The 26,985-nt window shown below is 68.8% G+C and carries 31 protein-coding genes; 10 read left to right on the top strand and 21 right to left on the bottom strand.

The genetic code is table 11. The features are described 5' to 3' along the window. Window positions 1-11 precede the first annotated feature (11 nt). Window positions 12-725: an SDR family NAD(P)-dependent oxidoreductase gene (locus ACN27E_RS04830; protein ID WP_422746991.1), complete on the bottom strand. Its 714-nt coding sequence runs from the start codon at window positions 723-725 to the stop codon at window positions 12-14. A 106-nt stretch (window positions 726-831) separates the two neighbouring features. Between ACN27E_RS04830 and ACN27E_RS04825 the strand changes: the two genes are divergently transcribed. Then, window positions 832-1,419: a TetR/AcrR family transcriptional regulator gene (locus ACN27E_RS04825; protein WP_422746989.1), complete on the top strand. Its 588-nt coding sequence runs from the start codon at window positions 832-834 to the stop codon at window positions 1,417-1,419. A 41-nt stretch (window positions 1,420-1,460) separates the two neighbouring features. Here ACN27E_RS04825 and ACN27E_RS04820 read toward each other — a convergent pair whose 3' ends face one another. Together ACN27E_RS04820 and ACN27E_RS04815 are read right to left on the bottom strand one after the other, a co-directional pair. Further along, a complete protein-coding gene (locus ACN27E_RS04820; protein ID WP_422746987.1) occupies window positions 1,461-1,922 on the bottom strand; it encodes an SRPBCC family protein in 462 nt (153 codons plus the stop codon). A 187-nt stretch (window positions 1,923-2,109) separates the two neighbouring features. After that, entirely contained in the window at window positions 2,110-2,502 is a 393-nt protein-coding gene (locus tag ACN27E_RS04815) for a hypothetical protein (RefSeq protein ID WP_422746985.1), read from the bottom strand. Window positions 2,503-2,635: 133 nt separating this feature from the next. On the opposite strand from ACN27E_RS04815, the gene ACN27E_RS04810 reads away from it, so the two are divergent. From ACN27E_RS04810 to ACN27E_RS04800, 3 genes are read left to right on the top strand one after another with little or no spacing between them, the layout of a single operon-like run. After that, entirely contained in the window at window positions 2,636-3,889 is a 1,254-nt protein-coding gene (locus ACN27E_RS04810; RefSeq protein ID WP_422746984.1) for an NAD-dependent epimerase/dehydratase family protein, read from the top strand. Then, on the top strand, window positions 3,862-3,999 hold the full coding sequence (locus tag ACN27E_RS04805; RefSeq protein ID WP_422746982.1) for a hypothetical protein: 138 nt from the start codon (window positions 3,862-3,864) through the stop codon (window positions 3,997-3,999). The genes ACN27E_RS04810 and ACN27E_RS04805 overlap by 28 nt, the downstream gene beginning before the upstream one ends. A gap of 1 nt (window position 4,000) precedes the next feature. Then, window positions 4,001-4,630 carry an FKBP-type peptidyl-prolyl cis-trans isomerase gene (locus ACN27E_RS04800; RefSeq protein ID WP_422746981.1) on the top strand — a complete coding sequence of 210 codons (630 nt, stop codon included), beginning with the start codon at window positions 4,001-4,003 and terminating at the stop codon, window positions 4,628-4,630. Between the two features lie 4 nt (window positions 4,631-4,634). Here ACN27E_RS04800 and ACN27E_RS04795 read toward each other — a convergent pair whose 3' ends face one another. Genes ACN27E_RS04795 through ACN27E_RS04750 form a run of 10 tightly spaced genes read right to left on the bottom strand, consistent with a single transcriptional unit; the run spans window position 4,635 to window position 15,545 of the window. Continuing rightward, window positions 4,635-5,744, bottom strand: a complete 1,110-nt coding sequence (locus ACN27E_RS04795; protein ID WP_422746978.1) for an ABC transporter ATP-binding protein — start codon at window positions 5,742-5,744, stop codon at window positions 4,635-4,637. Window positions 5,745-5,771: 27 nt separating this feature from the next. After that, window positions 5,772-6,686, bottom strand: a complete 915-nt coding sequence (locus tag ACN27E_RS04790; RefSeq protein WP_422746976.1) for a carbohydrate ABC transporter permease — start codon at window positions 6,684-6,686, stop codon at window positions 5,772-5,774. Continuing rightward, window positions 6,683-7,573 carry a carbohydrate ABC transporter permease gene (locus tag ACN27E_RS04785; RefSeq protein ID WP_422746974.1) on the bottom strand — a complete coding sequence of 297 codons (891 nt, stop codon included), beginning with the start codon at window positions 7,571-7,573 and terminating at the stop codon, window positions 6,683-6,685. The genes ACN27E_RS04790 and ACN27E_RS04785 overlap by 4 nt, the downstream gene beginning before the upstream one ends. 7 nt (window positions 7,574-7,580) lie before the next feature. Then, window positions 7,581-8,861 carry an ABC transporter substrate-binding protein gene (locus ACN27E_RS04780; RefSeq protein ID WP_422746972.1) on the bottom strand — a complete coding sequence of 427 codons (1,281 nt, stop codon included), beginning with the start codon at window positions 8,859-8,861 and terminating at the stop codon, window positions 7,581-7,583. A 39-nt stretch (window positions 8,862-8,900) separates the two neighbouring features. Then, window positions 8,901-10,214 (bottom strand): alpha-glucosidase/alpha-galactosidase, encoded by a 1,314-nt coding sequence (locus ACN27E_RS04775; protein WP_422746971.1) that lies wholly within the window; start codon window positions 10,212-10,214, stop codon window positions 8,901-8,903. After that, window positions 10,211-11,167 (bottom strand): DMT family transporter, encoded by a 957-nt coding sequence (locus tag ACN27E_RS04770; RefSeq protein WP_422746969.1) that lies wholly within the window; start codon window positions 11,165-11,167, stop codon window positions 10,211-10,213. The genes ACN27E_RS04775 and ACN27E_RS04770 overlap by 4 nt, the downstream gene beginning before the upstream one ends. 7 nt (window positions 11,168-11,174) lie before the next feature. Continuing rightward, on the bottom strand, window positions 11,175-12,152 hold the full coding sequence (locus tag ACN27E_RS04765; protein ID WP_422746967.1) for an N-acetylglucosamine kinase: 978 nt from the start codon (window positions 12,150-12,152) through the stop codon (window positions 11,175-11,177). 5 nt (window positions 12,153-12,157) lie between these two features. Continuing rightward, complete coding sequence (locus ACN27E_RS04760; protein ID WP_422746966.1) at window positions 12,158-13,321, bottom strand: SIS domain-containing protein; 1,164 nt, start codon at window positions 13,319-13,321, stop codon at window positions 12,158-12,160. Beyond that, the gene (locus ACN27E_RS04755; RefSeq protein ID WP_422746964.1) at window positions 13,321-14,661 is read right to left on the bottom strand and encodes a D-tagatose-bisphosphate aldolase, class II, non-catalytic subunit; all 1,341 of its coding nucleotides are present in this window, start codon (window positions 14,659-14,661) and stop codon (window positions 13,321-13,323) included. The genes ACN27E_RS04760 and ACN27E_RS04755 overlap by 1 nt, the downstream gene beginning before the upstream one ends. Further along, window positions 14,658-15,545 carry a class II fructose-bisphosphate aldolase gene (locus ACN27E_RS04750; RefSeq protein WP_422746962.1) on the bottom strand — a complete coding sequence of 296 codons (888 nt, stop codon included), beginning with the start codon at window positions 15,543-15,545 and terminating at the stop codon, window positions 14,658-14,660. Before ACN27E_RS04750 ends, ACN27E_RS04755 begins: the two co-directional genes overlap by 4 nt. A gap of 129 nt (window positions 15,546-15,674) precedes the next feature. Between ACN27E_RS04750 and ACN27E_RS04745 the strand changes: the two genes are divergently transcribed. Both ACN27E_RS04745 and ACN27E_RS04740 read left to right on the top strand, forming a co-directional pair. Then, the gene (locus ACN27E_RS04745) at window positions 15,675-16,460 is read left to right on the top strand and encodes a DeoR/GlpR family DNA-binding transcription regulator (protein WP_422746961.1); all 786 of its coding nucleotides are present in this window, start codon (window positions 15,675-15,677) and stop codon (window positions 16,458-16,460) included. Between the two features lie 172 nt (window positions 16,461-16,632). Then, a complete protein-coding gene (locus tag ACN27E_RS04740; protein WP_422746959.1) occupies window positions 16,633-17,703 on the top strand; it encodes a diguanylate cyclase in 1,071 nt (356 codons plus the stop codon). 5 nt (window positions 17,704-17,708) lie between these two features. Here the strand turns inward: ACN27E_RS04740 and ACN27E_RS04735 are convergent, their stop codons facing one another. Continuing rightward, window positions 17,709-18,017, bottom strand: a complete 309-nt coding sequence (locus tag ACN27E_RS04735) for a hypothetical protein (RefSeq protein ID WP_422746957.1) — start codon at window positions 18,015-18,017, stop codon at window positions 17,709-17,711. A gap of 106 nt (window positions 18,018-18,123) precedes the next feature. On the opposite strand from ACN27E_RS04735, the gene ACN27E_RS04730 reads away from it, so the two are divergent. Then, window positions 18,124-18,603 (top strand): hypothetical protein, encoded by a 480-nt coding sequence (locus ACN27E_RS04730; protein WP_422746955.1) that lies wholly within the window; start codon window positions 18,124-18,126, stop codon window positions 18,601-18,603. 50 nt (window positions 18,604-18,653) lie between these two features. On the opposite strand, the gene ACN27E_RS04725 is transcribed toward ACN27E_RS04730, so the two are convergent. Both ACN27E_RS04725 and ACN27E_RS04720 read right to left on the bottom strand, forming a co-directional pair. Next, window positions 18,654-19,043, bottom strand: a complete 390-nt coding sequence (locus ACN27E_RS04725; protein ID WP_422749618.1) for a VOC family protein — start codon at window positions 19,041-19,043, stop codon at window positions 18,654-18,656. Next, window positions 19,040-19,324, bottom strand: coding sequence for an ArsR/SmtB family transcription factor (locus tag ACN27E_RS04720; protein ID WP_422746954.1), 285 nt, complete (start codon window positions 19,322-19,324; stop codon window positions 19,040-19,042). The genes ACN27E_RS04725 and ACN27E_RS04720 overlap by 4 nt, the downstream gene beginning before the upstream one ends. A 66-nt stretch (window positions 19,325-19,390) precedes the next feature. On the opposite strand from ACN27E_RS04720, the gene ACN27E_RS04715 reads away from it, so the two are divergent. Further along, a complete protein-coding gene (locus tag ACN27E_RS04715) occupies window positions 19,391-19,765 on the top strand; it encodes an RNA-binding S4 domain-containing protein (protein ID WP_422746952.1) in 375 nt (124 codons plus the stop codon). 1 nt (window position 19,766) lies between these two features. After that, entirely contained in the window at window positions 19,767-21,146 is a 1,380-nt protein-coding gene (locus ACN27E_RS04710) for an NAD(P)/FAD-dependent oxidoreductase (protein WP_422746950.1), read from the top strand. On the opposite strand, the gene ACN27E_RS04705 is transcribed toward ACN27E_RS04710, so the two are convergent. The 3 genes from ACN27E_RS04705 to ACN27E_RS04695 all read right to left on the bottom strand — a co-directional run bounded on the left by ACN27E_RS04705 (window position 21,101) and on the right by ACN27E_RS04695 (window position 23,640). After that, complete coding sequence (locus ACN27E_RS04705) at window positions 21,101-21,925, bottom strand: DNA-formamidopyrimidine glycosylase family protein (protein WP_422746949.1); 825 nt, start codon at window positions 21,923-21,925, stop codon at window positions 21,101-21,103. The two genes, ACN27E_RS04710 and ACN27E_RS04705, sit on opposite strands and share 46 nt — an antisense overlap. A 91-nt stretch (window positions 21,926-22,016) precedes the next feature. Further along, window positions 22,017-22,799 (bottom strand): SDR family NAD(P)-dependent oxidoreductase, encoded by a 783-nt coding sequence (locus tag ACN27E_RS04700; protein ID WP_422746946.1) that lies wholly within the window; start codon window positions 22,797-22,799, stop codon window positions 22,017-22,019. A 34-nt stretch (window positions 22,800-22,833) separates the two neighbouring features. Further along, complete coding sequence (locus tag ACN27E_RS04695) at window positions 22,834-23,640, bottom strand: YhjD/YihY/BrkB family envelope integrity protein (protein WP_422746944.1); 807 nt, start codon at window positions 23,638-23,640, stop codon at window positions 22,834-22,836. 45 nt (window positions 23,641-23,685) lie between these two features. On the opposite strand from ACN27E_RS04695, the gene ACN27E_RS04690 reads away from it, so the two are divergent. Further along, on the top strand, window positions 23,686-24,375 hold the full coding sequence (locus ACN27E_RS04690; RefSeq protein ID WP_422746942.1) for a CDP-alcohol phosphatidyltransferase family protein: 690 nt from the start codon (window positions 23,686-23,688) through the stop codon (window positions 24,373-24,375). On the opposite strand, the gene ACN27E_RS04685 is transcribed toward ACN27E_RS04690, so the two are convergent. Together ACN27E_RS04685 and ACN27E_RS04680 are read right to left on the bottom strand one after the other, a co-directional pair. After that, window positions 24,284-25,828, bottom strand: a complete 1,545-nt coding sequence (locus tag ACN27E_RS04685) for a phytoene desaturase family protein (protein WP_422746940.1) — start codon at window positions 25,826-25,828, stop codon at window positions 24,284-24,286. The two genes, ACN27E_RS04690 and ACN27E_RS04685, sit on opposite strands and share 92 nt — an antisense overlap. Next, complete coding sequence (locus ACN27E_RS04680) at window positions 25,825-26,943, bottom strand: glycosyltransferase (RefSeq protein WP_422746938.1); 1,119 nt, start codon at window positions 26,941-26,943, stop codon at window positions 25,825-25,827. Before ACN27E_RS04680 ends, ACN27E_RS04685 begins: the two co-directional genes overlap by 4 nt. Between the last annotated feature and the right edge of the window lie 42 nt (window positions 26,944-26,985).

The raw sequence follows: 26,985 nt of genomic DNA, 5'->3' as shown, positions 1-26,985 counted from the left end.
CACTGCGCACGCTATAGCGCAAAGGCCCGGGGCGGCCCGGCGAGCATCGTCTTTGCCTCGATGGCGATCGGATCGAGGATCTCGATGTCACCGGCTTCAAGTCCGTCGAGCGCCAATCGGACCAGATCCGCGGGATCCATGACAGCCCCCTCAGGTAGTCGGATGCCGTTGCGCTCGGCGAAGTCGAGCAGAGTTCGGGTCGCGATCAACCCGGGAACCACGGCGGCGACGAGAGTCCCCTGCTGTTCCAATTCGATGCGGACGCCGTTGGTCAACCCCCACTGCGCGGACTTGGCCGCGGCGTAGGCGGTGTTTCCGGCGACGGTGTTCCACGCGGCAACCGAGAGAACGTTGAGGATGGCTCCACCGCCGTTGCGGGCCAGGATCGGCGCGAACGCCCGGATCATCCCCAGCGTGCCGTAATAGTTCGAATCCATGGTCGAGCGAATGGCGGCGAGGTCACCGGTGACGAGGTTTCCGCCTGCGGTGTCGGCGGCGTTGTTGATCAGGACGTCGACATCACCGGCGCGCGCGGCGACCGCATCGACGGCCGATGGATCGGTGATATCGAGCCGCAGCACCTCGGCACCGGGCAGATCCACGGTCTCGGGCCGCCGTGCCGTCGCATACACCTTGGCGCCGCGCTCGAGGAGTTCACGGGCGAAGTGGTGTCCGATCCCCCGGTTCGCCCCGGTCACCAGAGCCGTCGATCCGCGTAACTTCATGTGCCCTCCAGGATTCGCGCTTCTGCCAGAAACGTGACCGATCGGTCATGTTCCGCCGCGACGATGCCATAATGTGACCGATCGGTCAACTTGGTAACCTGGGTCGATGATTCTGCGTGCCGATGCAGCCCGTAACCGAGAGCTGCTGCTGGTTGCAGCCGAGGAGGAGTTCGCCGAACGGGGCCTGGCCGCGTCGGTGGCCGATATCGCCCGGCGAGCCGGCGTCGCGAAAGGCACGGTCTTCCGCCACTTCGCCTCCAAGGAAGACCTGATCGCGTCCATCGTCTGCACCCACACCGGCGCCTTGACCGCCGTGGCCCGGCGCCTGGCCGACGCGGCCGATCCGGGGGCCGCGTTGCTGGAGTTCCTGACCATTGCAGCAGACCAACGCCAGCGGCACGATCTGACGTTCCTGCAGTCGGCCAGCGAGAGCGATCCGCGGGTCACCGAGGTCCGCCAGGAACTGCTTGCCGCCCTGGGGACGCTCGTCCGACGGGCCCACCAGGCGGGGACACTGCGGCGCGATGTCACCGTAGACGACATCTTCCTGATGATGTGCGCACCGATCCACATCGTCGAAAATCTCTGTGCCCCAACCCCTCTACTGTGGCAGCGTTACCTCGCCATCATCTTCGACGGGCTACGACCCGAAGGTGCACACCCGCTCCCCCAACCGGGTCCCACGGTTTCCTGATCCCGGGTGCACTGCATCCTGGTAGGCGCCGCCAGATCCGCTTACGACGAGGCTGCGGCCGCCAGTCGTGCGAGCGTGTCGGCCAACTGATGCTCGGTCACCAACGGGAACCCGACCTTCTCGAGCAGCTTCTTGTCGGTGACCTTCGACCAGTCGTAGGTGTGGCGGACCAGTGTCTCGTCGGGCCCCTGGGGCTCCAGCTCCCACAGCCACTCCCATCCAGGCGGCTCCGTCCCGGCCGGCGCGGTCTTCCATGCCAGCAGCTTGTCCTTGGCATATCCGGTGACGTGGTTGTCGGTCTTGTACTCGCCGCCCATGTGGTCGCCCTGCATGTTCATGGTGAACACGTCGCCGACCTGCTGGATCCGGTCACCATGATCCACGCCTCGGACGAACCCCGAACCGTCGAGCGCCTGGTGCCGATGAGGATTCGAGAGAACATCGAAGATCGCGTTCACCGGCGCGGCAATGGTTCGTTCAACAGTGACCTTGTCATCGCTCATATCTCCACCGTGCCCACAACGGCTGCACCGGAAACGTCGGCCACGATCACGCCAGCAGCAGCGCGGCCGTGAGCAGCATGATGGCCGCGGTGAGGCCGTAACGCCGGGCCACCGCCCTGCTGCCGCCATGGCGCAGCACGATGACGGCGTCCGCCACCGGGAGGACCGTGGCGGGCGCCCGCAATTTCTAGAACGCGTACACGTCATCGATGCTGACGAACATCCCATGGCCGGTCCGATCGTTGGTGAACAGCGTTCCCGTCGCATCCGGGTAGATCGTCCAGTTGCCGCGGTGATATTCGGTGCCGTACTGCATGGTCGTCGTCGGGTTGTCGACGGCCAGGTTCGCGTCCTGCCAATCGAGATCCCCGTCGCCGTGGGTGACGGCCTGGAACCTCGCGCCCGGCTGGGTGAAGGCGCCCTGGCAGACCACGGCGTCCTGTCCGGCGTCGGCGATCGTGGAGTCCGGGGTGACCGCGCACAGCACCCGGCCGGACTGGGTCACGTAGTTGTCGGCGGCGGCCACCGGCGCGCCCACCAGCGCGACGACGGCAAGCGCGGGTGCCAGCAGATACTTCATGAGGTCTCCTCGGGAATGGGGTGGGATTGCTTGTTCGCTGTCGAATCTGCCGCCCTGGTCTCCTTGATTTCTTGGCAGATCCTTGCCGTGCCGAGTGCCGGTTTGATCACCCCGGCGACGGGTAGGCGCCGGCATGACGACAGCAGCCTTGCGGGTGGTCGTGACCGGCGCCTCGGGCAACGTGGGAACCGGCGTCTTGCGCGCCATGAGCAGCGCGCTCCCCGACGCCGACATCGTCGGCGTCTGTCGGCGCCCACCCACGCACGGTGAGCCGTACCGCAGGGTTCGGTGGCATCCGGTCGACCTGTCCGCAGCGAACGCGGCGGCCGATCTCGGCCCTGCGATGCGCGGCGCAGACGTCGTCGTCCACCTGGCACTGGCGGTTCAGCCGGTGCGCGACCAGGAGTACCTGTATCGAGCGAATGTAGTTGGTACACAAGCCGTATTAACGGCAATGGTGGCCGCCGGGGCGCGGAAGCTGGTGTACGCCTCAAGCCTGGGCATCTACGCGCCCGGTGCGGGCGCACCGGTGACCGAGGACTGGCCTGCGACCGGCCAGGCCAGTTCGGTGTACAGCCGCCACAAAATCGTGGTCGAGCAGATTCTCGACGAGTTCGAACGCCGCCACCCCGACATCACCGTCGCGCGCTTCCGACCGACCGTCGTCGTGCAACGCCAGGCCGCCTGGCTGATCAGATCGCTGTACCTCGGCCCCCTGGTCCCCAGGAGCGCGCTGGGACTGTTGCGACGTCGGGAGTTGCCGCTGCTTCCGCTACCCGCCCAGCTGCGGCTGCAATTCGTGCACTCCGATGACGTCGGGGACGCCGTCGTCCGTCTCATCGAGCAGGACGTCCGCGGCTCGTTCAACATCGCCGCCGACGTGTTGAACACCGGCGACCTGGCCGATCTGGTCGGCGCGCGCGCCGTCGAGGTGAACCCGCGGGTGGTGCGTACCGTGGTCGCAGCACTCAGCGCAGTCCGGGTCGTGGCACTGACCCCCGGGTGGTACGACGTGGCGTTCAACACCCCACTGATGGACACCTCGGCGGCGCGCCACACTCTGGGGTGGTCGCCGGCCCGGTCCTCCGCGCAGAGCGCACGCGAGTTGATCGAAGGTCTGGCCGACGGCGCGGTCGGTACGAGCGCACCCATGGGTTCGGGGGTCGGTCCGCGCATCGATGTCCGGGGGATCCTCGATCGCGCACACGATGTGACCCTCGTCGGATGGGCCACCGTGACGCTACTGCGTGCGCTCGGCCTACGCCGCGCCCGCGCGCTGGACGCTCTGGTGGTGATGGCGAACCTGGTGACCGGCACCCCCTGGCGGTGGATCGGGTCTTCGATCGGCGCCGGGATCCGGTGGCACTGCTGGCGCCGGTCGCGGTGACCGCGGCGCTCGGCGCGACGCGCCGCGGCGGTTGGCCGGCGGTCGTCGCCACCGCTGCGCTGCAGTGGCTGCGCGCGTCCGAACGCATCGGGAACCGAGCCCGGCTGTAGCGTGGCCCCCGTGAAGCTCACCGGCCTGCCTTCCTCCGTCGCACTCATGACCGGCGCCGCGTCGCTCGTAGTGACGCTGTCCGCGTGCGGCTCAGACGCCTCGGACACGTCGTCGAGCGACCCATCGTTCGACGACCTGTTCTCGTCGTCGGTCACAGCGCAGGCGGCCAGCACGTGTCCGGCGGCCGCGCCCCCGCGCGGCGGTACACCCGAGTGGACGGTGCCCGGCACCACGGGCAGCGTGGCCGTCACCGGATCCACCGACGTCACCGCACCCCAGGTGGAGGTCACCGCACCGTTCAGCGTGGACGAGACGCAGGTGCACACCCTCACCCCCGGCGACGGACCGGTCGTCGCCCCCACCGCATCGGTGTCGGTCTGCTACATGGGCGTCAACGGGCGCGACGGGTCGGTGTTCGACACCAGCTTCAAGGGTGGGCCGCCCGTGGAGTTCCCCCTCGACGGGGTCGTCCCCGGCTTCCAGAAGGCCATCGCGGGCCAAAAGGTCGGCTCGACGGTCGCGGTGGCGATGGTGCCCGCCGACGGCTACCCCCAGGGACAGCCGGCCGCGGGAATCGAGCCCGGCGACACCCTGGTGTTCGCGATCGAGATCGTCGACGCCACGAACTGACCGTTCACAGCGCGACCCGGTCCCGGCTGGGCAGCGCCAGGCCCGTGTCATGGTCGAACAGGTAGGTCCGCTCCGCAGGTAACGTCAGCCCGATCGCCGCGCCGGGATCCATGACGGTGCCCGCCGGGGCCTGGGCGATGACACGCACCTCCCCGGAACCGGTCGGCAACGCCTCGTCGCGCACGTCGACCAGCGCGGTGATCAGGACGTGACTGCCCAGTGGCTCGACCACGTCGACACGTCCGCCGAGCATCCCGTCCTCCCGTCGTGGGTGCAGTCGCAGATGTTCCGGACGCACTCCCACCGTCACCGGTCCCTCCGGTGCGGACATCGGGGTCACCGGGGCGCCGCCGATGTGCAACACCCCCGACCGGACGACCGCGGGAACGAGGTTCATCGGCGGGCTTCCCATGAAGGCGGCGACGAACGTGTTGGCCGGCCGGTTGTAGATGTCGTCGGTGGTGCCGATCTGTTGCACCTCACCGCCGGCCATCACGCACAGCCGGTCCCCCAATGTCATCGCCTCGACCTGGTCGTGGGTGACGTAGATGGAGGTGACCGGCACCTCGCGGTGCAGCCGCTTCAGGTCGCCGCGAACCTGATTGCGCAGCTTGGCATCCAGATTCGACAGCGGCTCGTCCAGCAGGAACGCCTGAGGCCGGCGGACGAGCGCCCGTCCCATCGCCACCCGCTGGCGTTGACCGCCGGAGAGTTGACCCGGTTTGCGGTCCAAGAGTTGGTCGATCTCCAGCAGTTCGGCGGTCTCCCGGACGCGGCGCTCGACCTCGGCGCGCGGGGTCCGGCGCTGCCGGAGGCCGTAGGCGAGATTGCGATACACCGACATGTGCGGATAGAGCGCGTAGTTCTGGAACACCATTGCGATGTCGCGCTGCCCGGGTGCCAGGTCGTTGACCACCGCGCCACCGATGCGGATCTCACCCGTGGTCGGCTTGTCGAGACCCGCCAGCAACCGCAGGGCGGTGCTCTTGCCGCATCCGGACGGGCCGACCAGGATGAGGAACTCCCCGTCGGCCACCGTCAGATCCAACCCGTTGAGCGCGACGAGTCCTCCCGGGTACCGCCGTGTGACGTCACGAAACTCTACTGCGGCCAACGCTTTTCCTCTCTCCGGCAGCCATGATCAGCCTTTGATGCCACTACTGGCCACCGATTGGACGAAATACCGCTGAGCTCCGACGAAGACCAGCAGCATCGGCAGCAGACTCATCACGTTCGCCGCCATCAGCAGCGGCCACTTCACTCGGTGCGCCCCCTGGAAATAGCTGAGCCCCAGGGGAACCGTCATCTGATCCTGCGAGGTGATGACGATCAGCGGCCACAGGAAGTCGTTCCAGGAGGTGAGCACCGTCAGCGCGGCCAGGGTGGACATCGCCGGCAGTGACAGCGGCAGGACGATCTTGAACAGAACCCCCAGTCGGGATGTTCCGTCCACCCGGGCGGCCTCTTCCAATTCCACCGGCACGGTCTGGAAGAACTGCCGCAGGAAAAAGATTCCGAAAGCCGTGGCGAGGTTGGGCAGCATCAGTGCGCCGATGTGGTCGATGCCCAATCCGGCCCACACGTTGTCACCGAACCACTTCACGATGAGGAACACCGGGATCATCGTGACCTGGAACGGCACCATCAGAGTGGCCATCAGGGTGACGAAAAGCGCTCCGCGCCCGAGGAACCGCACCCGGGCGAACGCATAGCCGGCGAGACTGCACACCAGCAGATTGCTCGCCAGCACCACCAGGGTCACCAGCGCGCTGTTGACGAAGAAGTGGCCGAACGGAGCTGCCGCCCAGGCTTGCGTGTAATTCTCGAAGCGGGGACTGTGCGGCCACAACACCGGTGGGAAGTGGTTGGCCTCCCCCTCGGTCTGCAGCGAGGTGATCAGCATCCACAGCAGCGGCACCACCAGTAGGAATGCCAGCGGGATGAGGACCAGATGCCACGGACTGAACGGTAGCCGCCGCCGCGGTCGCACGGCCGGCTCCGGCTCGTGCACCGTCACCGGTGCCGATGCAGCGGGGGCGATCTCGGTGTCACTCATGAGACGTGCACATGCTTGCGCGCGAGCCGGAACTGGACGGCGGTGATGATGAGGATGACCACGAACAGCGCATAGGCCATCGCCGCGGCGTATCCCGCGTCGAACTGTACGAAGGCGCGGTCCCAGAGGTAGTAGACGATGACTGTGGTGGCCCGCAGCGGTCCGCCACGCGTAGTGGCGTACACCTCGTCGAACAGCTGCAGGGCGTTGATGGTCAACCAGACCACCAGGAACAGGTTCGCCGGACCGAGCAGCGGTACCGTGATGGTGCGGAAGCGCGTGAAAGCACTGGCCCCGTCGATCGCAGCTGCCTCGTGGAGTTCAACCGGAACACCCTGTAGGGCAGCCAGATAGACGATGACCGAGAAGCCGGTCCAACCCCAGATGGTCATCGCCACGATGACGTAGAGGGCCTGCGACGGTGAGGACAGAAACGGTTGGGCCGGCACGCCGACGGCGCCCAGCGCCGCATTGACCAGACCGTAGTCCCGGTCGGTCAACCACAGGAAGATGATGCCCTGCGAGATCGTCGACACGGCCATCGTGATGTACGCCGCGGTGCGGTACACGGAGATGAAGCGCACCGAACGATTCATCGCGGCCGCGACGAACAGACCGACGAGCATGGTGCCCGGCACGAACAGCGCGGTGTAGATCAGCGTGTGCTTGATCGCCTCGACGAACATCGGATCCTCGGCCAGCTTGCGGTAGTTGGCCAGGCCGACCCAGGGCGTTTCGGGGCTGAGCAGATCGGACTGCTGGAACGACAGCTGCAGTGACATCAGCACCGGCAGCAGGCCGAAGACGCCGATCAGAATCGCCGCGGGACTGACCAGGGTCCACCCCGTCGCGGTGTCCGACCGCGCGAGGCGGCCCAGCACCGTCATGCGCCGGTCACTTCTCGCCGAGCGCCGCGTCAGCGGTCTTCGCGGCGGCGTCCAACGCGGCCGCCGGCTGCGACTCGCCCAGCATCACCGACACGATCGCCTGCCCGAGGGCCTCCGAGATCGCGGGATACTGCTCGACGGTGGGTCGGACCTTCTTCACATTGTCGAGGTTCTCCACGAAAGTGGCGGTGCCGGGCACATTCTGGTTGAGGGTGTCCAGTACCGCCCGGTCCTGGCCCACCGATTGCCGGATGGGCAGATCGCCGGTACCCAGCGAGAACGCCTTGACCTGCTCGGGGGCGCTGAGCCACTTCACGAAGTCGATCGCCGCCTGTTTCCTGGCATCACCATTGTCGAATACGACCCAGTTGTCCGGACCGGCGATGGTCTGATGACCGCCGGCCGAACCCGGATAGGTCGGCATCACCTGTACGCCGTAATCGATGTCGGTCAGCGAGCTCAGATCCCATGGGCCGGTCACCAACATGCCGACCTTGCCGCTGTTCATCAGCTTCGTGCCGTTCTCGTTGGTGGTGTCCAGATAGAGCGATTTGTCGGTCACCGCCATCTGCTGCAGCGTCGTGAGTGCCTTGACGCCCGCCTCGGAGTTGAACACGGCACGCTGGTTGTCGGGCGAGAGGATGTCACCGCCGGCCTCCCACAGCATCGGAACGTAGTGCCAGACAGTGTCCTCGCTGCCGTCGGCGGGGATCAGCCACCCGTACTGACCTTTCGCGGGGTCGGTGAGTTTGGCTGCCGCAGCTCGGAAGTCATCCCAGGTCCACTCCGGAGTCGGGGGCGCGATCCCGGCGTCGGCGAAGAGCTTCCGGTTGTAGACGATCGCCAGGTTGTCGACCAGCGCGGGCACCCCCACCACCTTGTCGCCGACGGTGGCGGCCTCCCGCTCGGCCGGGTAGAAGTCGTCCCACGTCCAGTCCGGAGCCTTCACCTGCTCGGCCATGTCGACGACCTGGGGAATCTGTGCGATGTTGGGCGACCACGAGCCGAACATGTAGGCGACGTCCGGAGCGCTTCCGCCGCGCACCGCGGTCAGAACCTTCTGCAGGACCAGGTCGTTGCTGGAGTAGAGCTCGTCGACCTGAACGTCGGGATGCTCTTTGTTGTACTGGTCGATCAGCCCTTTGAACACCTCACCTTCGGTGTCCTGGTAGCCGTGCCACACGGCGATCTCGGTGCGGCCGGACGATGACGAACCTCCTCCCCCGCACGCGGCAACCACGAGAGCCAGGGTGGCGATGAGGGCGATGCAGAGTCGGCGTCGGATCACGGTGAACACTCCTTTGTCGGCGGGGTGGAGCGGGCGGTTTCAGGTCAGCGGAACGGATCGGCGCAGGGCTTCGGGCAGCAAATCGCCGTGGGCGGCGGTCAGTTCGTCGCACAGGTCCCAGATCTGGTCGACGGTCAGGGTGGCGGCGGTGTTCGGATCGACCATGGCCGCCGCGCGCACCAGCCGCGGGTCACCGTCGAGCGCGGCACGCACCGTGAGATCGACGGGTCCGAGGAAGCCGCGGTTGAGGGCGGCGCACTGCGGCGGCAAGTCCCCCACCCGCATCGGGTGGGCGCCCAACGCATCGACCAGCGTGGGAACCTCGACGGCCACACCGTCCGGCAGGTTGGTGATGAGCTGATCATTGATGACGTTGGCCGAGATCACCCGCGGGGTGCCGGTCTCCAGCGAGTGGATCACCTGCGGGGCGTATTCGGTGGAGCCCGTGTCGATCGGGAGGGTGACGGCGTCGGCGAGTTCGGCCCGCACGCGCGCATATTCGGCGAGGTTGGCTTCGCTGATCGACACATACTCGCCCAGGTTGATGCGCAGCCGCTCGACCTCCGCGGCCTGGCGCAGATACCAGGGCACGTACTCGCTGGAGTGCTCGCTGGTCTCGGTCGGGTAGTAACCGAGCCTGCGGTACATGTCCACGCGCACCCGGCGCCGCAGCTCGGGATCACCGGCGATCCGCCGATCCAACAGTGGATAAAGGTCGCGCCCGTCGCGTTCCCACCGCAACACCCAGGCCTGGTGATTGACCCCGGCCGACCAGTAGGACACCTCGTCATACGGCACGTCGATGAGTTCGCAGAGGCCCACCATCGTCCAGTAGACCGAGTGGCACAGGCCGAGCACCTTGAGCTTCGGGGCGACGTGATGCAGGAAACCGACGTTCATCGCCATCGGGTTCGTGTAGTTCAGTAGCCACGCGTCCGGGCAGAGTTCGGCCATGTCCCGGGCGATCGATGCCAGGACCGGAAAGGTGCGCAACCCGCGGAAGATCCCGCCGACCCCGATGGTGTCGCCGATCGTCTGGCCGAGGCCGAATCGGGCGGGGATGTCGAAATCCCGGACGGTCGCTGCGTGCATCCCGACCTGGATGACGTTGATGACATAGTCGGCACCGTCAAGCGCGCGGCGCCGGTCGGTGGTGGCCACCACTTCGGGCTGAGCTCCGGCCGCCCGGGCGGTGGCACCGGCGATGGCGGTTGCGGTATCGAGACGTTCCCCGTCGATGTCGTGCAATACCACCCGTACCGCGCCGAGCTCCGGGAACGACAGGATGTCCCCCAGCAGTTCGCGGGTGAATTCGACGCTGCCGGCGCCGATGATGACGATCGTGGGTTTCACTGCGCCGCCCGGCGATCGGTGGCGCTGCGCGCCTGGGTGGGCACCGCCTCGGTGAGTGACTCGCCGCGCTTCTCGTCGGCGTAGACCATCAGCGTGGAACCGGCGAGGGCGAGCACAATGCCGATCGCCCCGTAGGGGGTGGGCAGTGTCTGATAGGCGATCAGCGAGATGATGACGGTGAGCGCGGGCGCCAGCGCATTCGTCGTCGGCGCCACAATCGAGGCCTTTCCGCGGGCGAGGGCCATCACCAGGAACAATGCTCCGATCGCGTTCAAGACCTGGGTGCCCGCGGTCAACGCCGGCGCCTGCCAGGGGAAGTCCAGCGGGATGCCGCCCAGCGAGATCAGTGCCACAGGAACCAGGATCAGAGCGCTGATGGTCATCCAGCCGAACGTCGTGGCTTCGTTGACGCCGATCGTCGCGGTCTTTCGCATGAAGAACGCCTGCACACCCCAGGCCAGGCAGATCAGCACCGACAGCAGCAGCCACGGGCCCGATGAGCCCTCGGATTCGCCGCCGGTGACGGTGAACAGCACGATCGCCGCGAGCGCCATGATCAGGCCGACCACGGCCAGCGGCGAGATGCGTTCCCGCAGCAGCACCATGGCCATGATCACCGTGATGGCCGGTGAGATCGACACGATCGGGAAGATCAGATAGGCCGGGCCCATCGTGAGCGCCTGGAACAGAACCAGTTGACCGCCCGCGCCGGTGAGTCCGATCAGTAGGCCGTAGACGGTCGCGGCGGGCCGCCGGTCCCACTTCTGTCCGCGGAGCGCCACCGCAGCCGGGATGATCATCGTCAGCGCCCAGATGCTGTAGATCATCTCGTCGGGATAGCCGTAGTTCGTCGCCGGCAGGGCCGAGAAGGCGCCCCAGACGCCCCAGAACAGGATCAGCAGCGCCGCGTAGAAGATCCAGCTGCGGGTTCGTGATGCGGTGTTTGTGGTCATGGTGACGTCACCTCGTCGATTGGTTGTCGGAAAGATGGTGCACGGCATCCGGACTCAGCGGATGGCCGCTGTGTTTGGCGGCGTAGAGCGCAGCGCCCACCGCCGGGTCCAGCCGAGGGGTCTGGAGGTCGTATTTGGCCGAGCAGCCCTCCAGGGCCGTGACGAACTGGGCGAGAAAGCGCTCGTCGGAAAACATTCCGCCGGAATAGGACACCGGCACGGCGTCCTGATCGGTGAAACCGATCAGGATCCGGGTGGTTTCGATCAGCGTGACCAGTTCCTCGACCGCGTGGGTCAGGATGCGCGTCGAGGACTCGTCACCGGCTTTCGCCGCCGCGCATACCGTCGTCGCCAACGCAGCGATCTTGCTGCGGTTTCCCTTCCACGTGTCGATCACCAGACTGACCACGTCGAGGTCCCCGGAGAGCTCGAGGCGGTCCTTCAACAGCCCGTGCAGCGGCCCCTTGGTCAGTCGGCCATCGCTCATCCGGGAAAACGCGTTGAGGGCCTGGGCGGCGATCCAGTAGGCCGATCCCTCATCGCCGAAGAGTTCACCCCAGCCACCCACCCGGTGGCCGACACCGTGGCGCTCGCCGTAGGTCATCGATCCGGTTCCGCTGATGACGTTGATCCCGTCCTCGCCGGCCAGCGAGCCGGCCCAGCCGCAGACCATGTCGTTGTCGCAGCTGTATCGGTCATGGCCGAGAACCTGCTGCGGGACCGCGTCGAGTCTGGGGATGTCGGCGCTGGCCTCTCCGTAACCCGGTATGCCGAAGAACGCCGCATCGATATCGCTCGGTTGGATCGCGGCGTCGGCGCAGATTTGTGAGACACCTTGCGCGAGTACGCGTTCCACGACGTCGAAACCCTCGTTGAAGTAGTACGAGGTGGGGGCGGTGGCCCGGGCCAGCACCTGTCCGGCGTGGTCGATGAGGGCAAAGGCGGTCTTCGAACCGCCACCGTCGACTCCCAGGTAGGTCGCCATGTCACTCACCCCCGCGTCGAATCATCGGTCGGCTCGACCGGATAGATCGTGACGCCTTTGACGACGCGGCTGACCTCCCCGGACGGGAAGGGGTTGTCCGGCGTCTTACCCAGCTCCAACGAGGTGAACAACGCGAGGTACTGCGCGAACACCAGATAGGCGATCGCCACCACGGCGTCGTCGACTCCGGTCAGGCCGGGCAACACCACGGCCGGCCCGAGGGCCTCGGGGATCGGCTCGGTGCTGATCACCGTGACGGCGTCCTGGCCCAGCTGGGTGCGGATCTCGGCGATGATGTCGAGGTCGTAGCGCCGCGTGTAGGGATCCGTCGATACGTACACCACCACGAGGGTGTCGCTGTCGAGCACGGATTTCGGCCCGTGCCGGAATCCCAGCGGCGAATCGAAGTAGGTGACCACCTCGCCCGCGGTCAGCTCGAGCAGTTTCAGCGCCGATTCCCTGGCCAGACCCTCGAGCGGACCGCTGCCGAGGTAGACGAAGCGCTGCTTCTTGGCCCCGGCGAGGGCCCGGATGTCCGCCTGTAGACCGGTGAGGTGTTCGGCGGCCCGAGCCAGCGCCTCCGCATCGGTCCGGCCGGCCGGCCCGAGGATCGACAGACAGGACAGCAGCATCGACGTCAGGCTCGAGGTCATCGCGAACCCGGTGTCGTTGGTGCGCACGGGCATGCACACGACGGCCGAGTCGGCGCGACCGGTGTGCGCCCGGGCGAGTTCGCCGTCCGGATCGCAGGTGAAGACGAGATGCCAGACCTCGTCGACGAAAGAGTCGGCCAGCGCGGTGGTGGCCAGACTCTCCGGGCTGTTGCCGGACCGGCCGAACGACACCAGCAGTGTCGGCGTCCCGGGTTCCAGGTGGTCGCGGGGGCTGGAGACGATACTCGTGGTGGCGATGGCCTCGACGCGGCGGCCGTTCATCCCGCGACCGAGGTGCCGCCGCAGCGCCGGTGCGGCGATCTCACCGGCGAAGGCCGAACTGCCGGCTCCGGTGAGGATGATGCGCAGATCCGGTCTGCTGAGCGGCTCGCGCAGGAACGCCGCCGTCTGCTGGTCATCGCGGGAAGCGACCTCACGCCAGGCTCCGGGCTGTTGCTCGATCTCGAGGATGGTTGCGCCGCCCTGTGTTTGGGCTGGTATGGAGGAAGAGGTCATCAGTGGTCTCCAAGGGTGGTTTCGTGGTCGCCGGCGCCGAAGGACCGGCAGGCTGTCGCGTAGGGCCGCAGGGCGTCGCGTATTCGGTCGATCACCAGATCGTGGGCGGCCGGACGGAGTTCGCCGGCGCGAACCCGCTCGTACTGCACGGGAAGGAACTGGCTGATCAGCGGCAGGGGGATGCCGACGCGATCGAGATTCGCCAGCAGCGATGCCCGCGCCGCCTCCACCTCGGCGTCGGCCCAGTAATAGCGCAACCGGTCGCTGTAGCTGTAGCGGCGGGCCGTGCGCTGAGTCAGCGGATCACCTCCGTAGTAGTTCTGCCACTGCTGCGGTTCGGCGAGCATCCGGCGCTCGATCACCTCGATGAGGTTGGACCGGGACGGCCGCGCAATGATCTCCCGCTCGATGTGCGCCAGCGCGAACAGCGCTTCCCGCATCGCGAAGGTCAGGCCGGGGCCCACCTTGAGGATGGCCCAGTGATCCTCGACGAGCTCGCGAAGTTGTTGGGGCCGTTGGTAATCGGTGGAGTGCGCTTCGAAGACCAGGTGGTCCTCGTCGTCGAGCACGCGACGCAGCTCGGTGGTGCCAGCCCGGTCGTAGTCGATGACGTTGAGATGGTCGAATTCGACGCCGGGCTGCACGACCAGCGCGATGATGCGCGGCCATACCTGGTCCAGACCGGCTCGGGCGAAGGCGTCCCGGTGCACCGCGATGGTCCGGCGGGCTCGATCTGCCGGAGTCGCCATCAGGCGGTCCAGTGTCTCGTGGGCGCCGCCCGGCACCGGCACCTCCGTGCCGATCACGTACACCGGTTGCCCGCCGCCGATCCGCGCGGCGGTGTCCTCGGCGACCCGGAGCAGGCGGGCCGCGCGTTCGGCGACCACCTCATCGGGCAGCACGGCGGGGTCGTCCGCGCAGGACATGCTGCAGTCCAGGTGGATCTTGGTGTATCCGGCCTCGACATAGCTCGCGATCAGCACATCGGCCTTGGCCATCGCCGCATCGGCGGGCTCACGCTGCCAGCGGTTCGGGCCGAGGTGGTCGCCGCCGAGTACCACCCGCTCCCGCGGGAAGGCCGCGCGGTCGGCGATGGCCAGCACCAGGTCGCGAAACTCATTCGGTCGCAGGCCGGTGTATCCGCCGAACTGGTCGACCTGATTCGACGTCGCCTCGATCAGCACGTATTCGTCGTCGGCGGCGGCCTGTTCGACGGCCGCCTGCAACACCATCGGATGCGCCGAGCACACGGAGTACACCCCGATGGCTTCGCCGGCCTTGTGTCCTTCGACGGTCTGCGCCAGCAGCGTGTGCGATATGGCCGGGGCGGCGTGGGTCATGGTCGGTGCTCCTGTCCGGTTTGCGCCGCAGGTTGGCAGGCAGTGACAACTCGGCACAGTGCGGCTACGACGTCGGAGATGGCGGTGCGACCCGCGCTCTGATAGATGCGGGGATCGGTTGCGGTCGAGTCGGCGGACAGTGCCCTGCGCACCGCAGCGGTGTACGCCACATTGAGTGCGGTGCCGATGTTGATCTTGGCGATGCCGCCACCGGCCGCCCGCGACAGTTGATCGTCGGGCACGCCCGACGATCCGTGGAGAACCAGGGGAACGGCGAGACGTGACGCCAGACGGGAGATGAGCTCGTGGTCGAGGCTGGCGTCGCGGGTCGTCATCGCATGAGTACTGCCGACCGCCACGGCCAGACCGTCGATGTCGGTGTCCGCCGCGAACGCCACCGCCTCGTCGGGATCGGTTCGGACCCCGGCAGCGTGCGGATTGCCTTTCCCGCCGATCTCCCCCAGTTCAGCCTCCACCCACAGACCCTGCTCGTGCGCAAGCGCGGCGAAGGACCGGGTTCGTTCGACGTTGTCGCGAAACGGCAGATGGGCGGCGTCGACCATGACGGACGTGACGCCGAGGTCCCGGGCACAGGCGATGCCCTCGGTGAGCAGCTCGACGTTCTGGAAGTGGTCGAGATGGACGGACAGCGCCACCGACGAGCGGGTCGCGATGTGCCCGCAGGCCGCCACCAGCGGGGCCAGATCGCCGCCGTGATAGCGCACGGTGTTCTCACTGACCTGTAACACCGCGGCCACCCCGGCACGTTCGGCGCCCTCGGCGATCCCTTCGGCGTGCTCGACGGCGACGACATTGAACGCCGGAACCGCGTTGCCGCGGGCGGTCGCCGCCGCGACGAGATCGGCTGTGGCGGCCAGAGTCATGATCTGCACCACCGCGGTCGACCGGATATAGGCAACATCACTCGATCATGAGAAGCTCGCTCAGAGCGCGCAACGGAAACCCGCGAAACGCTCAGTAAAACTGATCGCCGTCTCGAGGAGCCACCTGCGATGTCGTTCAAGCGCACCGATCGGATGCGGGAGGTGCTGTCGCTGCTGCGCGATCGCGGCGAGGTGACGGCACAGGTGCTCTGTGCCGAATTGCGGGTCTCGGCAGCGACATTGCGGCGCGATCTGGCCGACCTGGAGGAGCAGGGGCTGCTGGTCCGGACCCACGGCGGCGCCCGCGCGCTCGATCCGAGCGGCAGCGAGATCCCGGTGCGCCTGCGCGATCACCGGATGATCGCGATCAAACGACGCATAGCCCAGCACGCGGCCGCGCTCATTCCCGCCGGCCCGCAGGCGGTCGCGCTGACCGGCGGGGTCACCACCGGGGAGGTCGCCCGGTCGCTGCGCGGGCGGCCGCACATGACGATCGTGACGAATTCGCTCACCATCGCCGCCGACTGCGCGGTGGACGCACACATGAAGGTCGTGGCGACCGGCGGACTGGTCCGGGCGAATTCGCTCGAGGCCGTCGGCCCGATGTCCGAGCACGCCTTCCAGGTGATCACCGTCGGCACCGCTGTCCTCGGAGCTGATGGCATGTCCGCCGAGGTCGGCGCGACGACCTTCGACGAGGCCGAGGCGCGCACGGCGATCGCGATGGCGACCAACGCCCAGCAGGTGGTCGTCGCGGTGGACGGGTCGAAGATCGGCCGGATCACCTTCGCGAAGATGGTCTCGCCCCGGCAGATCCATCATCTGGTCACCGATTCGACGGCCAATGTGGAGCAGCTGGAGCGGATCTCGTCCGCCGGTGTGCATGTGCACGTCGTCGATGTGGGCGACGCGTGAACGCTCGGCCGATCAGGCGGTACGGCTGGCCGCCTGTCCGCGGACCCCGGACCGTCACTGCACTTATGGGCCCAATGGAACCGGAATGGTCGATTTTGGGCCCTCGGTGGTTACCATCGAGAGGTTCCGGCTGCGTTGCCGGAAGGGGCGGCTCGCGGGGAGGCTGAATCAGGTGTTGGTCTGGCTGAGGGCGTGGTGGACTCAGCCAGACCAATTCGACGGCATCACCGACTTTCTGCGTCAACGGGATTTGCTGCGCTCCGCCCAGATCATCATGGCCGTCGTCGCCTCGTCTGCCGGATCGATCCCGCTGACGATCCTGGCCAGTGAGCGTCAGGCCAGCGCCCTCGCCCTGACACTCGGCGTGACCGGCGTGCTGTTCACCGCGGGCATGGTCCTGTTCTGGCTGACGCGGTGGCCGAGTCGCGCCCAGTCGCGGGCCGCGGTGGTGGCCGGCGCCATCTGCGTCGCGCTGTGGAGCGTCTCCCAGGCGTCCGCGCCGATCGCTGCTCTGGGATGTACGGCCATGGCGGTCACCGGCGGCTACATCGCGGTCTTCCACAGTGGCAAGGTGATGATCCTCAACGCCGCCCTCACCATCGGGATCACCGCGGTCACCACGGCGAACATTGCGCGCGGCAGTGGAGGCGCCGCGGCGATCGCCGCCTTCGGCCTGATCTTCCTGCTCAACGTCTCGGCACCGCTGACCATCCGTGCCCTGTCCCGGGCTTTGGTGATCTACGCCCAGCGATCGGAGGAAGATCCCCTCACCGGTCTGCTCAACCGGCGCGGCTTCGTCGACGCGGTCACTCGACAGGTGATGGTCCCGGCGCAGGCCCACACCCATCTGACCGTTCTGATGCTCGATCTGGACGACTTCAAGCGGATCAACGACACCTACGGTCACGCGGTCGGCGACCGCACGTTGCTCGACGTCGCCGGGGTGCTCAAACTCCGTTGTCCGCCCGCCGCGGTCATCTGCCGGGCCGGCGGCGAGGAGTTCCTCGTCGCGCTCACCATGACCGCGGCCGAACGGGAGGCGACCGCTCTGGCCCGGGATCTGTGCGAGGGCATCCGCGAGCTGCCTTACCGGGTGACGGTCAGCATCGGCACCGCTCATCACGCGCTTTCCGACCTGACCGGCCCTGACTCGAAACGGCGAATCGACCGCCTGACCGAGATCGCCGACGAGGCGATGTACTCGGCAAAGCAATGCGGCGGCAACCAGGTGCGCCACGGCTGAACCGGTCACCCGGGCGCCTGCCCGTCCGGCTCGTCGACGTGGGTCTGCCAGCGTGCGGTGCGTTGCGCGTCGGACTGTTCCCACCAGGGCGGCGACCCGCGCTCGCCGAGCGCGACCTTGGCGGCCTGCACGCCGGCCCGGGCCGCCTTCTCCTCGGGCGTGCCCCGCGTCCGTCGGACTTCCCGACGCCACGCCATCAGGATGCGGGTGAGTTCGCTGCGCCGCCCCTCGGGAATCGCTGGATCGGTCGCGCGCCAGCGCCGGCCGTCGACGATGAGGTAGCGCCCGTCGTCGGTGGTCTCCGGACCCGGCATGGCGCCAGCGTAAGGGCGTCGCAGGACGAGACTGCTTCGCCCCGGCTCGAAATGGGTATGAACCCCGTCGCATGTATACGCCTCGAACACAGGAGCCGAACCGAGCATGAAGACCGACCGCAGTACCCGCCGAGCCCCCTTCGTCGCGGGAGTCGCCGCCGCTGCCATCGCGTTGAGCTTCACCGCGGCATGCGGGTCGAGTGACAGCGGCAGCGAGGAAACGTCGTCGACGTCGTCCTCGTCGGCCACCACGACCACTCCCCCCGCCGTCACGACGAGCGCTCCGGCGCCGGCCCCGTCCGGCACCGGTGAACCAGGCGCCCCCGGTGCCGGCGCGGGGCCGGGTGGAGCATCGGCTGAGGTGCCGGGCGCCGGTGCGGGTGCGGGGCCGGGTGGAGCATCGGCTGAGGTGCCGGGCGCCGGTGCGGGTGCGGGGCCGGGCGGAGCCTCGGCCGGCGTTCCCGGCGCGGGCGCGGGTGCGGGGCCGGGCGGAGCCTCGGCCGGCGTTCCCGGCGCGGGCGCGGGCGCAGGCCCCGGTGGCGCGGAGGCCTGTGCGGGCGGCATCTGCGTCGGTACCGGAGGCTGACACCCGGCTGAGCGCCTCAGATCACGGACGCGGCAACCTGATCCGGCCGCTCACTCGCGATAGTGGGCGATCTGGATCAGGTTGCCGCACGTGTCTTCGAACACGGCGGTGGTCACCGGACCCATCTCGGTGGGCGGCATGGTGAACCGCACCCCCAGGTCCTGCAGCCGCTCGTATTCCGCGGCGACATCGTCGACGGCGAACGACGTGAACGGGATCCCGTCGGCGACCAACGCCTCCTTGAACGCACGGGCCGCCGGATGCTGGTCGGGTTCGAGGACGAGTTCGGGACCCTCGGGCCGCTGCGGTGAGACGACGGTTATCCACCGGTGCTCACCCATCGGGATGTCGCGGTAGGGCTGAAAGCCAAGCATCTGGGTGTAGAAGGCGAGTGCGCGATCCTGGTCGTCGACCAGGACGCTGGTGAGATTGATGATCACGGCGAACCTTTCGGCGGAGTCGGCCACCGCGCGACGATCTGCGCCAGCGGTGACGTATCGATGTCGTGGAACTTGTACCGGCCCTCGCGGCGGGTGACGATCAACCCGGCCGCCTCGAGGACGTCGAGGTGTTGAGATACCGCTTGCCGGGACGACGCCATACCGTGTTTGGTGGCCAGGCGCGCACAGATCTCGAACAACGTCTGCCCCGTCCGATGGGTCAACTCGTCGAGAATGGTGCGGCGGGTGGGATCCGCCAGCGCCTTGAAGACGTCACCCACCGGGGCGACGTTATGCAAGTGAATACTTGCCTGTCAAGGTTCGGTCGGCGAGGCCATGATGGTGGCGTGGAATCAACCCGGGTGGACCGCTGGCTCTGGGCGGTCCGGCTGACCAAGACCCGCCCCGATGCCGCCGCCGCGTGCCGCGGCGGACACGTACGGGTCAATGACCGGCCCGCCAAGCCCGCGACGACGGTCACCCCCGGCGACGAGGTGCGCGCGCGGATCGGAGACCGGGAGCGCATCGTCGAGGTCGTCCGGGTGATCCAGAAGCGAGTCGGCGCACCCGACGCCGCCACCTGTTTCCTGGATCGGACGCCGCCCGAACCGCCGCGCACATCCGTTCCGCTGGCAGTCCGAGACCGGGGCGCCGGGCGGCCGACTAAGCGCGAACGCCGGGTCCTCGATGCTTGGCGGGCGAGCCAGCGGCAACAATGGTGAGGTGACGGAAAACGCTTCGACCCGGGTATTGATCATCGGAGGCGGCTTCGGCGGACTGTTCTGTGCGCGCCGGCTCGGCCGCGCCGACATCGACGTCACGCTGCTCGACCGGGCGGCCTGTCATGTCTTCCAGCCACTGCTCTATCAGTGCGCCACGGGCACCTTGAGCATCGGACAGATCAGCCGGTCACTGCGCGAGGAGCTGGCTCGGCACCCCAATGTGACCACCCTGCTCGGCGAGGCATTCGAACTCGATCCCGACGCTCGACGGGTGAGCGCCCGCCGCCCCGACGGCACCACCTTCGACCTCGACTACGACGTTCTCATCCTCGCGGCCGGGATGCGTCAGGCCTACTTCGGACACGAGGAATTCGCCCAGTGGGCCCCTGGGCTGAAGACCCTCGACGATGCGGTGAGCATCCGTCGCCGGGTGTTCGGAGCGTTCGAGGTGGCCGAGACGCTGCCGCCAGGTCCCGAGCGCGACGCCTGGCTCACCTTCGCCGTCGCCGGGGGTGGCCCGACCGGGGTCGAGCTGGCCGGTCAGATCCGCGAGGTGGCGACCCGGGCGCTGGCCAACGAGTTCCACAGCATCGATCCACAGGATGCCCGGGTGATCCTCTTCGATGGCGGCGAACGCGTTCTGAGCAGCTTCGCTCCGGCGCTGACGGCAAAGGCGACCGATGCACTGGAGACCCTGGGGGTCGAATTGTGCATGGGCGTCCACGTCACCGATGTCCGCTGCGACGGCATCACCGTCTCGCCGAAATCCGGTGGCCCCGTGCAGGAGTACGCCACCCACACCGTGCTGTGGACGGCCGGCGTCGAGGCGGTGCCGTTCGCGCGGCACGCCGCGGAGGCGCTCGGCGCGAGCGCCGACCGGGCCGGCCGCATCGCGGTCGAGGCGGATCTGTCGGTCGCCGGACACCCCGAGGTGTTCGTGATCGGCGATCTGGTGGGCCGCGACCATCTGCCGGGCGTGGCCGAGAACGCCATGCAGGGAGGTATGCACGTCGCCGCCTGCATCCGGCGCGAACTCGACGGAAAGCCGCGGCGGCCGTACCGTTATCGCGATCTCGGCTCGGCCGCCTACATCAGCAGGGGCCATGCGCTGCTGGAGGCCGGGCCGGTGCGGGTGGCCGGTGTTGTCGGCTGGCTGGCCTGGGGACTGCTGCACATCGCGTTCCTCACCGGTGTGCAGAACCGCATCAGCACCGTGGCCACCTGGCTGGCCGCGACGGCGCGCACCCGGCGTACCGACCGGACGTTCATCCTCGGCACCACCACCTCACCCCAACACCCCTACCTGTGGATGACATCGGCGCACCCCGGCACGTTTCAGCCGGCCGACGATGCCGACGTCCGGTCAACGGGTCCGGGCTGACAGGTCGGGCACCACCACGTCCGGCGCCGTTCCGGATCGTTCGGAACCTCGGCCACCACGCGTACCCGGGTGCCACATCGCAGGCACGGCCGTCCGGCACGACCTGCCACCCAATGCTGCTCACCTCTGCGCCGGACCCCGGTGGTGACCTGCATGGCACCGGGCATCTTTGCGGAGTGACGTAGCGCCCGGGCGCCGAGATCCAGCAGCGCCGGGACGTCCACGGCGCCGACCGGTGTCCAGGGGCGATGGCCGCGCAGGAAGCACAACTCGTTGGCCCAGAGGTTGCCGAAGCCTGCGACACACCGCTGATCCAGCAGGACGGCGATCAGCGGGCGGTCCGGGTCGGTCGTCATGCGGCGGGCGGCCTCGCCGGCATCCCAGTCTTCTCGCAGCGGGTCGGGACCGAGATGGCCGATCACGTCGGCTTCGTCGCGAGTGCGCAGCAGTTCCACCACCGGCAGCCGGAGCCCGTAGGCGGCGGGGCTGTCGGTGCGCAGCACGACGCGCACGTCGGGCATCACGGTCCTCGGCAACCATCGTCCGGCGGCCGATATCGTCCACGATCCGGACATCCGCAGGTGGGTGTGCAGCGTCAGCCCGCCGGACAACCGGGTGAGCAGGTGCTTTCCGTGGGTGTCGTGCGCCAGGACGTCGAGCCCGGCCAGATCCGCGGTGGCGTGGGCCGCCACCCGCAGCTCACCCCGGGTCAGCGTGCGACCGCGCAGCGCACCATCCAGCCGGCGCGCCAACGCATAGACGGTGTCACCTTCGGGCACGCGCCCGGGGTTCCCCCGAAGACGGCCCGGGAAGCACGACGACTATGGCGCCGTGGAACCCAGACCCATCACCCCGACCGACGGCTCAGCCTCACCCGGAGGTCTTCATCAGCTGCTCGGAGACCATCGCCAGAACGGGCCGGGGCGCAATCCGGTAGCCGAGCGCCATGATGCGGTTGTGCAACCCGGACACCACCGTGGGGAACGGGCGGTCGAGCGCCTTGAGCGCGGTGTCGACCACCTGGGCAGCAGTCTGTCGGCCCCGGGTCATGAACGACTTCCCGGTCCGGTCGAAGAATTCGGTCTCGGTCGCGCCGGGACACAGCGTCAGCACTTTCACCCCGGTGCCGCGGGTCTCCTGCCAGAGCGCCTCGGTGAACGACAGCACAAACGCCTTCGTCGCGCCGTACACGGCCATACTGGGCACCGGCTGGAACCCCGCCGTCGAGCCCACGTTGATGATCACCCCGCGCCGCGCGGTGATCATCGCGGGCAACACGTGGCCGGTCAGCTCGACCAGGGCGACACAGTTGAGTTGAATCATCGCCGCGTTCGCCGCGGGATCCTGCTCGGCCACCTTGCCGTGCAATCCGATGCCGGCGTTGTTGATCAGGACGTCGACGCGCCGTCCCAGGGCGGTGATCTGGGCGGCCAGGTGTGCCGCTGCCCCGGGTTCGGCCAGATCGGCCGGCACGATGTCGATCGTCAGCCCGGGATGGCGAGCGAGCAGTCGGTCGCGCAGGCCCTCGAGCTTGTCGGCGCGCCGGGCGACGAGGATCAGATCGACCTGCTCACCGGCGAGTCGAGTGGCGAATTCCTCGCCGATCCCCCCGCTGGCGCCGGTGATTAATGCGGTGCTTCCGGTGAGTCTCATGAGAGCAAGGTAACGCTCACCGCCGAGCGGGCAATCACGCCGCCCCCACGACCTCGTCGAGGGCGACCGTCACCCGGAAACCGCAGAGCACCAGGATGTGCAGCAGATACAGCCACAGCGACAGCGCGGACACCGCCCCGACGATCGGCAGACCGCCGAACGGCGCCGACCAGGGAATCGGGATAGCCAGGAACAGCACGAAGCCCTGCAGGAACCCGGCGAGGATCGCCCCGGTGCCGAACGATCCGAGCGCGAGAGCGCGCCAGCCGATGCGACCCGGCCCGATCAGCCCGAACACCCCGAGCAACGCGGTCGACACCGTGAGCCACACGATGTGGAACGCCACGACGATCCCCCAGATCAGTGATCCGCCGCCGCGCTCGTACAGCGGTGCGACGTAGGACGCCGACGCCAACACCGCGAGCACGAGGAACGGCGCGACGGCGGCGACGGCGAGCAACCCGGCCCGACCCCGCCAGCCGGTCAGGGTGTCCGGAGCGGCCGACATCTGGACGAACGCCCGGCGTAGACCCTCCCCGTACAGACTCGCGGGGAACAGCACCACGAGCGCCTGCACCCACGACATCGACAGCGCCACCGACGTCAGCGTGCGCAACGCCTCGGGTGTGCCGTGCCCGTCGGGCAGGCCGCCGATGGCTGACTCCATCGCGGCCGTGACGGCGTCGTGGCCGACGATGGCCCCGACCGCCCACAGCGACGCCAGCGCCAGCGGGACCAATCCGATCACCCCGAAGAAGGTGGCACCGGCCGCCCACAGCGACAGATCGCTGCCGGGGAACGTCTTGCGCACCCCGGACGCCAGCGCCGTCACGCGGCCCATGGCGCGTCCCGCCGCGTGTCCGGGATTCTTTGGCAGGCTGGACCCATGGGGGCGAAGGGTCGACCCGGCGGCGCGCCGGACGACGCCGGATGGTCGTCGCTGCACGGTGGCGTGCGGCCGTCGCCGGTGGTCCGCGGCTGGTTGCGGATGGTGTGGTTCCTCTCATCGGGTCCGGTCGCGCGAATCCCCCCCGACCTGCTGTCCGCGGCCGGGGTGCTGGCGCTGGCCGGCGCCTGGGGGTCGGTCGCCACCCGGCACTGGCCGGCGGTGACGGTGGGGCTGATCGCTGCCGCCGGCCTGTTCGACGGTCTCGACGGTGCGGTCGCCCTGCGCACCGGCCGGGCACGACCCCTGGGTGCGGTGGTGGACGCGGTCGCCGACCGGCTGGGCGATCTGCTGCTCGGTGCGGTACTCGTGGCCCTGGGCGCACCGCCCGGCTGGACGTGCGCGGCGGTTGCCCTCGTCTTCGTCCACGAATATCTCCGGGCCCGTGCGCAGGCGGTCGGGATGCCCGGCGTGGGCGCGGTGACCATAGCCGAACGGCCGACCCGACTGATCATCGTGGGCATCGCGGCGGGCGGCGTCGCGCTGTCGCCCACCGGCGTTCCGCCGGTCGGCTGGGCCTGGGGCTCGACGCTGGCGGTCACGTGGATCGCCGTCGGAGCCGTCGGATTGGGTCAGCTGGTGATCGGGGTCCGTCGCTCGATCCCGCGGATGTATCCGCCGGGCCGATGAGCCCGGCGACGATCTCCGCCGACATCAACACCAGCGGGATGCCGCCCCCCGGATGGGCCGAACCGCCGACCAGGTACAGGCCGGGCAGCGGGCTGCGATTGGCGGGCCGGCGCAGCGCGGCGCGCGGACCGTGCGACGCCGTGCCGTAGATCGCGCCGCCGGGCGCACCGGTTCGGCGCTGCAGATCGGCCGGGGTGATGGTCTCGGCGAACCGGATCCGGTCGCCGATGTCGGCGCCGCGGCGAGCGAGCGTGTCCAGCACGAGCTGCGTGTAGCGCTCACGCAGGCCCGGTTGGTCCCAGTCCACGCCCCGGGCGGGATCGTGGGCCGGCGCATTGACCATCACGAACCAGCCCTCGGAATCGTCGTCGGGTCGCAGGGCGGCGTCGTCGGGGGCGTGTACGTAGACGGTGGGTTCGGCGACCGGCCGCGGCCGGCGGCCGAAGATCGCGTCGAATTCGGCGTCGTAGTCGGCCGGAAAGAACACTCGGTGCGCCGGCCCCGGCGTACGGCCCGAAAGTCCCAGCAGTACCACGAATCCCGCCATCGAACGCGGAGTACGGCGCACCCGCCGGCGCAGCGCCGGCGCGGCACCGGCCGGCAGCAGCCCGTCGTAGAGTGTTGCGGCATCGGCGTTGCACACCACCACGTCGGCCGGGATGGCCGCCCCACCGACCACCACGCCGCGGGCGCGGCCTGCGCCGAGCGTCACCGCCCGGACTTCGGCGCCGGTGACGATGTCGACACCCAGGTCTGCGCAACGCTGTGCCAGCACCTCGACGATGCGCCGCAACCCGCCGCTGACGTACCAGGCGCCGAATTCCTGCTCGACGAACGCGGTGACCCCCAGGACGGCCGGCGTGCGTCGAGGATCCGAGCCGGAATACGTCGCATACCGGTTGAGCCACATCCGCAATCGCGGATCCGGCAACATCCGGCGACCCACCCCGTCGATCGTCCGCCACGGTGCGACGGCCCGTAGATCCGCCGGGCGCGCGCTCATCCGGATCAGCGAGGCGAGGCTGACCGGCCGTCGCAGCACCGGTTCGCCGACCAACTCCCACAACCGCCGGGCCCGCTCGTGCAGCCGCTGCCAGGAGGCACCCGCGCCGTCGCCGAGAGCCGCGTCGAGGGCGTCCGGGACCTGCGCCGGGTCGTGCGGCAGGACCAGTTCGGTGCCGTCGGGAAAGACGTAGGCACATGCGGGGTCGACGGCGGTCACGTCCAGTTCGGCAGGTTCCCCGGTGCCGACGAACAGGTCTTCCAGCAGCGACGGGACGGTCAGCAGCGAGGGACCGGTGTCGAAGGAGAAGCCGTCGCGCTCGACGATCCCCAGCTTGCCGCCGACGGTCGGGGCGCGTTCGAACACGCGGACCCGATGGCCCGCCGCGGCGAGCCGGGCGGCCGCCGCGAGCCCGCCCAGTCCCGCGCCCACCACGACGACGCGACTCATACCGGGCGGCCCTTCCACGTCAGCGATCCGCGGACCCGCCCGACCCAGGAGGAGGCCAACAGCCACAGCAGCATCGCTACCGACACCGGGTGGGCCGGGGCGCTCAACGTCCCCGCACACCACCGCGCCGCCGACAGCCGTCCGAGGACCGCGGCACCGTATCCGAGCGCACCGACCCGAGATCCGGCCAGTGCCGCGGCCGCCGGCACCATGTACACCAGGGCCAGCAGCGTGCCGACGGCGACGGCACCCGCCGGTGAGCCGAACGCCGCCCACAGCGATTTGCGGTAACCGTCGCGGAGTTCCGAGCCGGTCTCATACATCCGGCAGGTGGCCAGCGACGAACCGTCGGCGATCCCGGTCCGCCCGCCGGCGACCCGCACGGCCCGGGCCAGCCCGATGTCGTCGAGCACCGCCCCCGACACGGATTCCCAGCCACCCGCACGGGCCAGCGCGCGCGCCTCGACCACCAGAAACTGGCCGTTGGCCACCGCCATCGAGGGGCGCGCCGACCGTTCTGCGATTCGCAGCGGCAGCGTCGTCAGCCACGACCACGCCAGCAGCGGCTGGACCAACCGGCCGGCGACCCCGGCGGGGATCTGCCGCGGCCACGGGCACACCAGGTCGAGCGGCCGTCGACCTCGAAGCACCGCCACCGCCGCGGCCACCGCGTCCGCCGAAAGCACGACGTCGGCGTCGACGAAGACGAGGATGTCGCCGCGGGCGGCGGCGGACAGTTGCGCACATGCATGCGGCTTTCCGAGCCGGCCCTCCGGCGGCGGGCTGCCGGTGAGAATGGCCAGTCGCGGGTCGGCGCCGGCGATTCGCCGCACCACCTCGGCTGTGCCGTCGGTCGAACCGTCGTCGAGCACCAGGATCTCGGCGTCGGTCAGTCCGCGCTGGCCCAGCAGCGATGTGATCGTGGGTCCGATCCGATGCGCCTCGTCGCGGGCCGGAACGAGCAGCGAGACCGGCACAGTGACCGGCGGTGGGTCGGCGGGCGGCCGGCGCAGCAGACGCTGATTGATCAGCTGGTGCGCGGTGCCCAGGCAGGCAAGTGACGAACCCGTGACGACGAGTCCGCGTAGAGTTTCGGCGAAACGCGCATCGGGCACCTGCAAACTCTACGGAGTCCCGCCCGGCTGCACCGCCGACGG

Origin of the sequence: Mycobacterium sp. WMMD1722 (genome assembly GCF_049315205.1) — a bacterium.
GTDB lineage: Bacteria > Actinomycetota > Actinomycetes > Mycobacteriales > Mycobacteriaceae > Mycobacterium.
The sequence above is the reverse complement of the archived record's forward strand: the minus strand, read 5'-3'. Positions and strand labels throughout refer to the sequence as shown.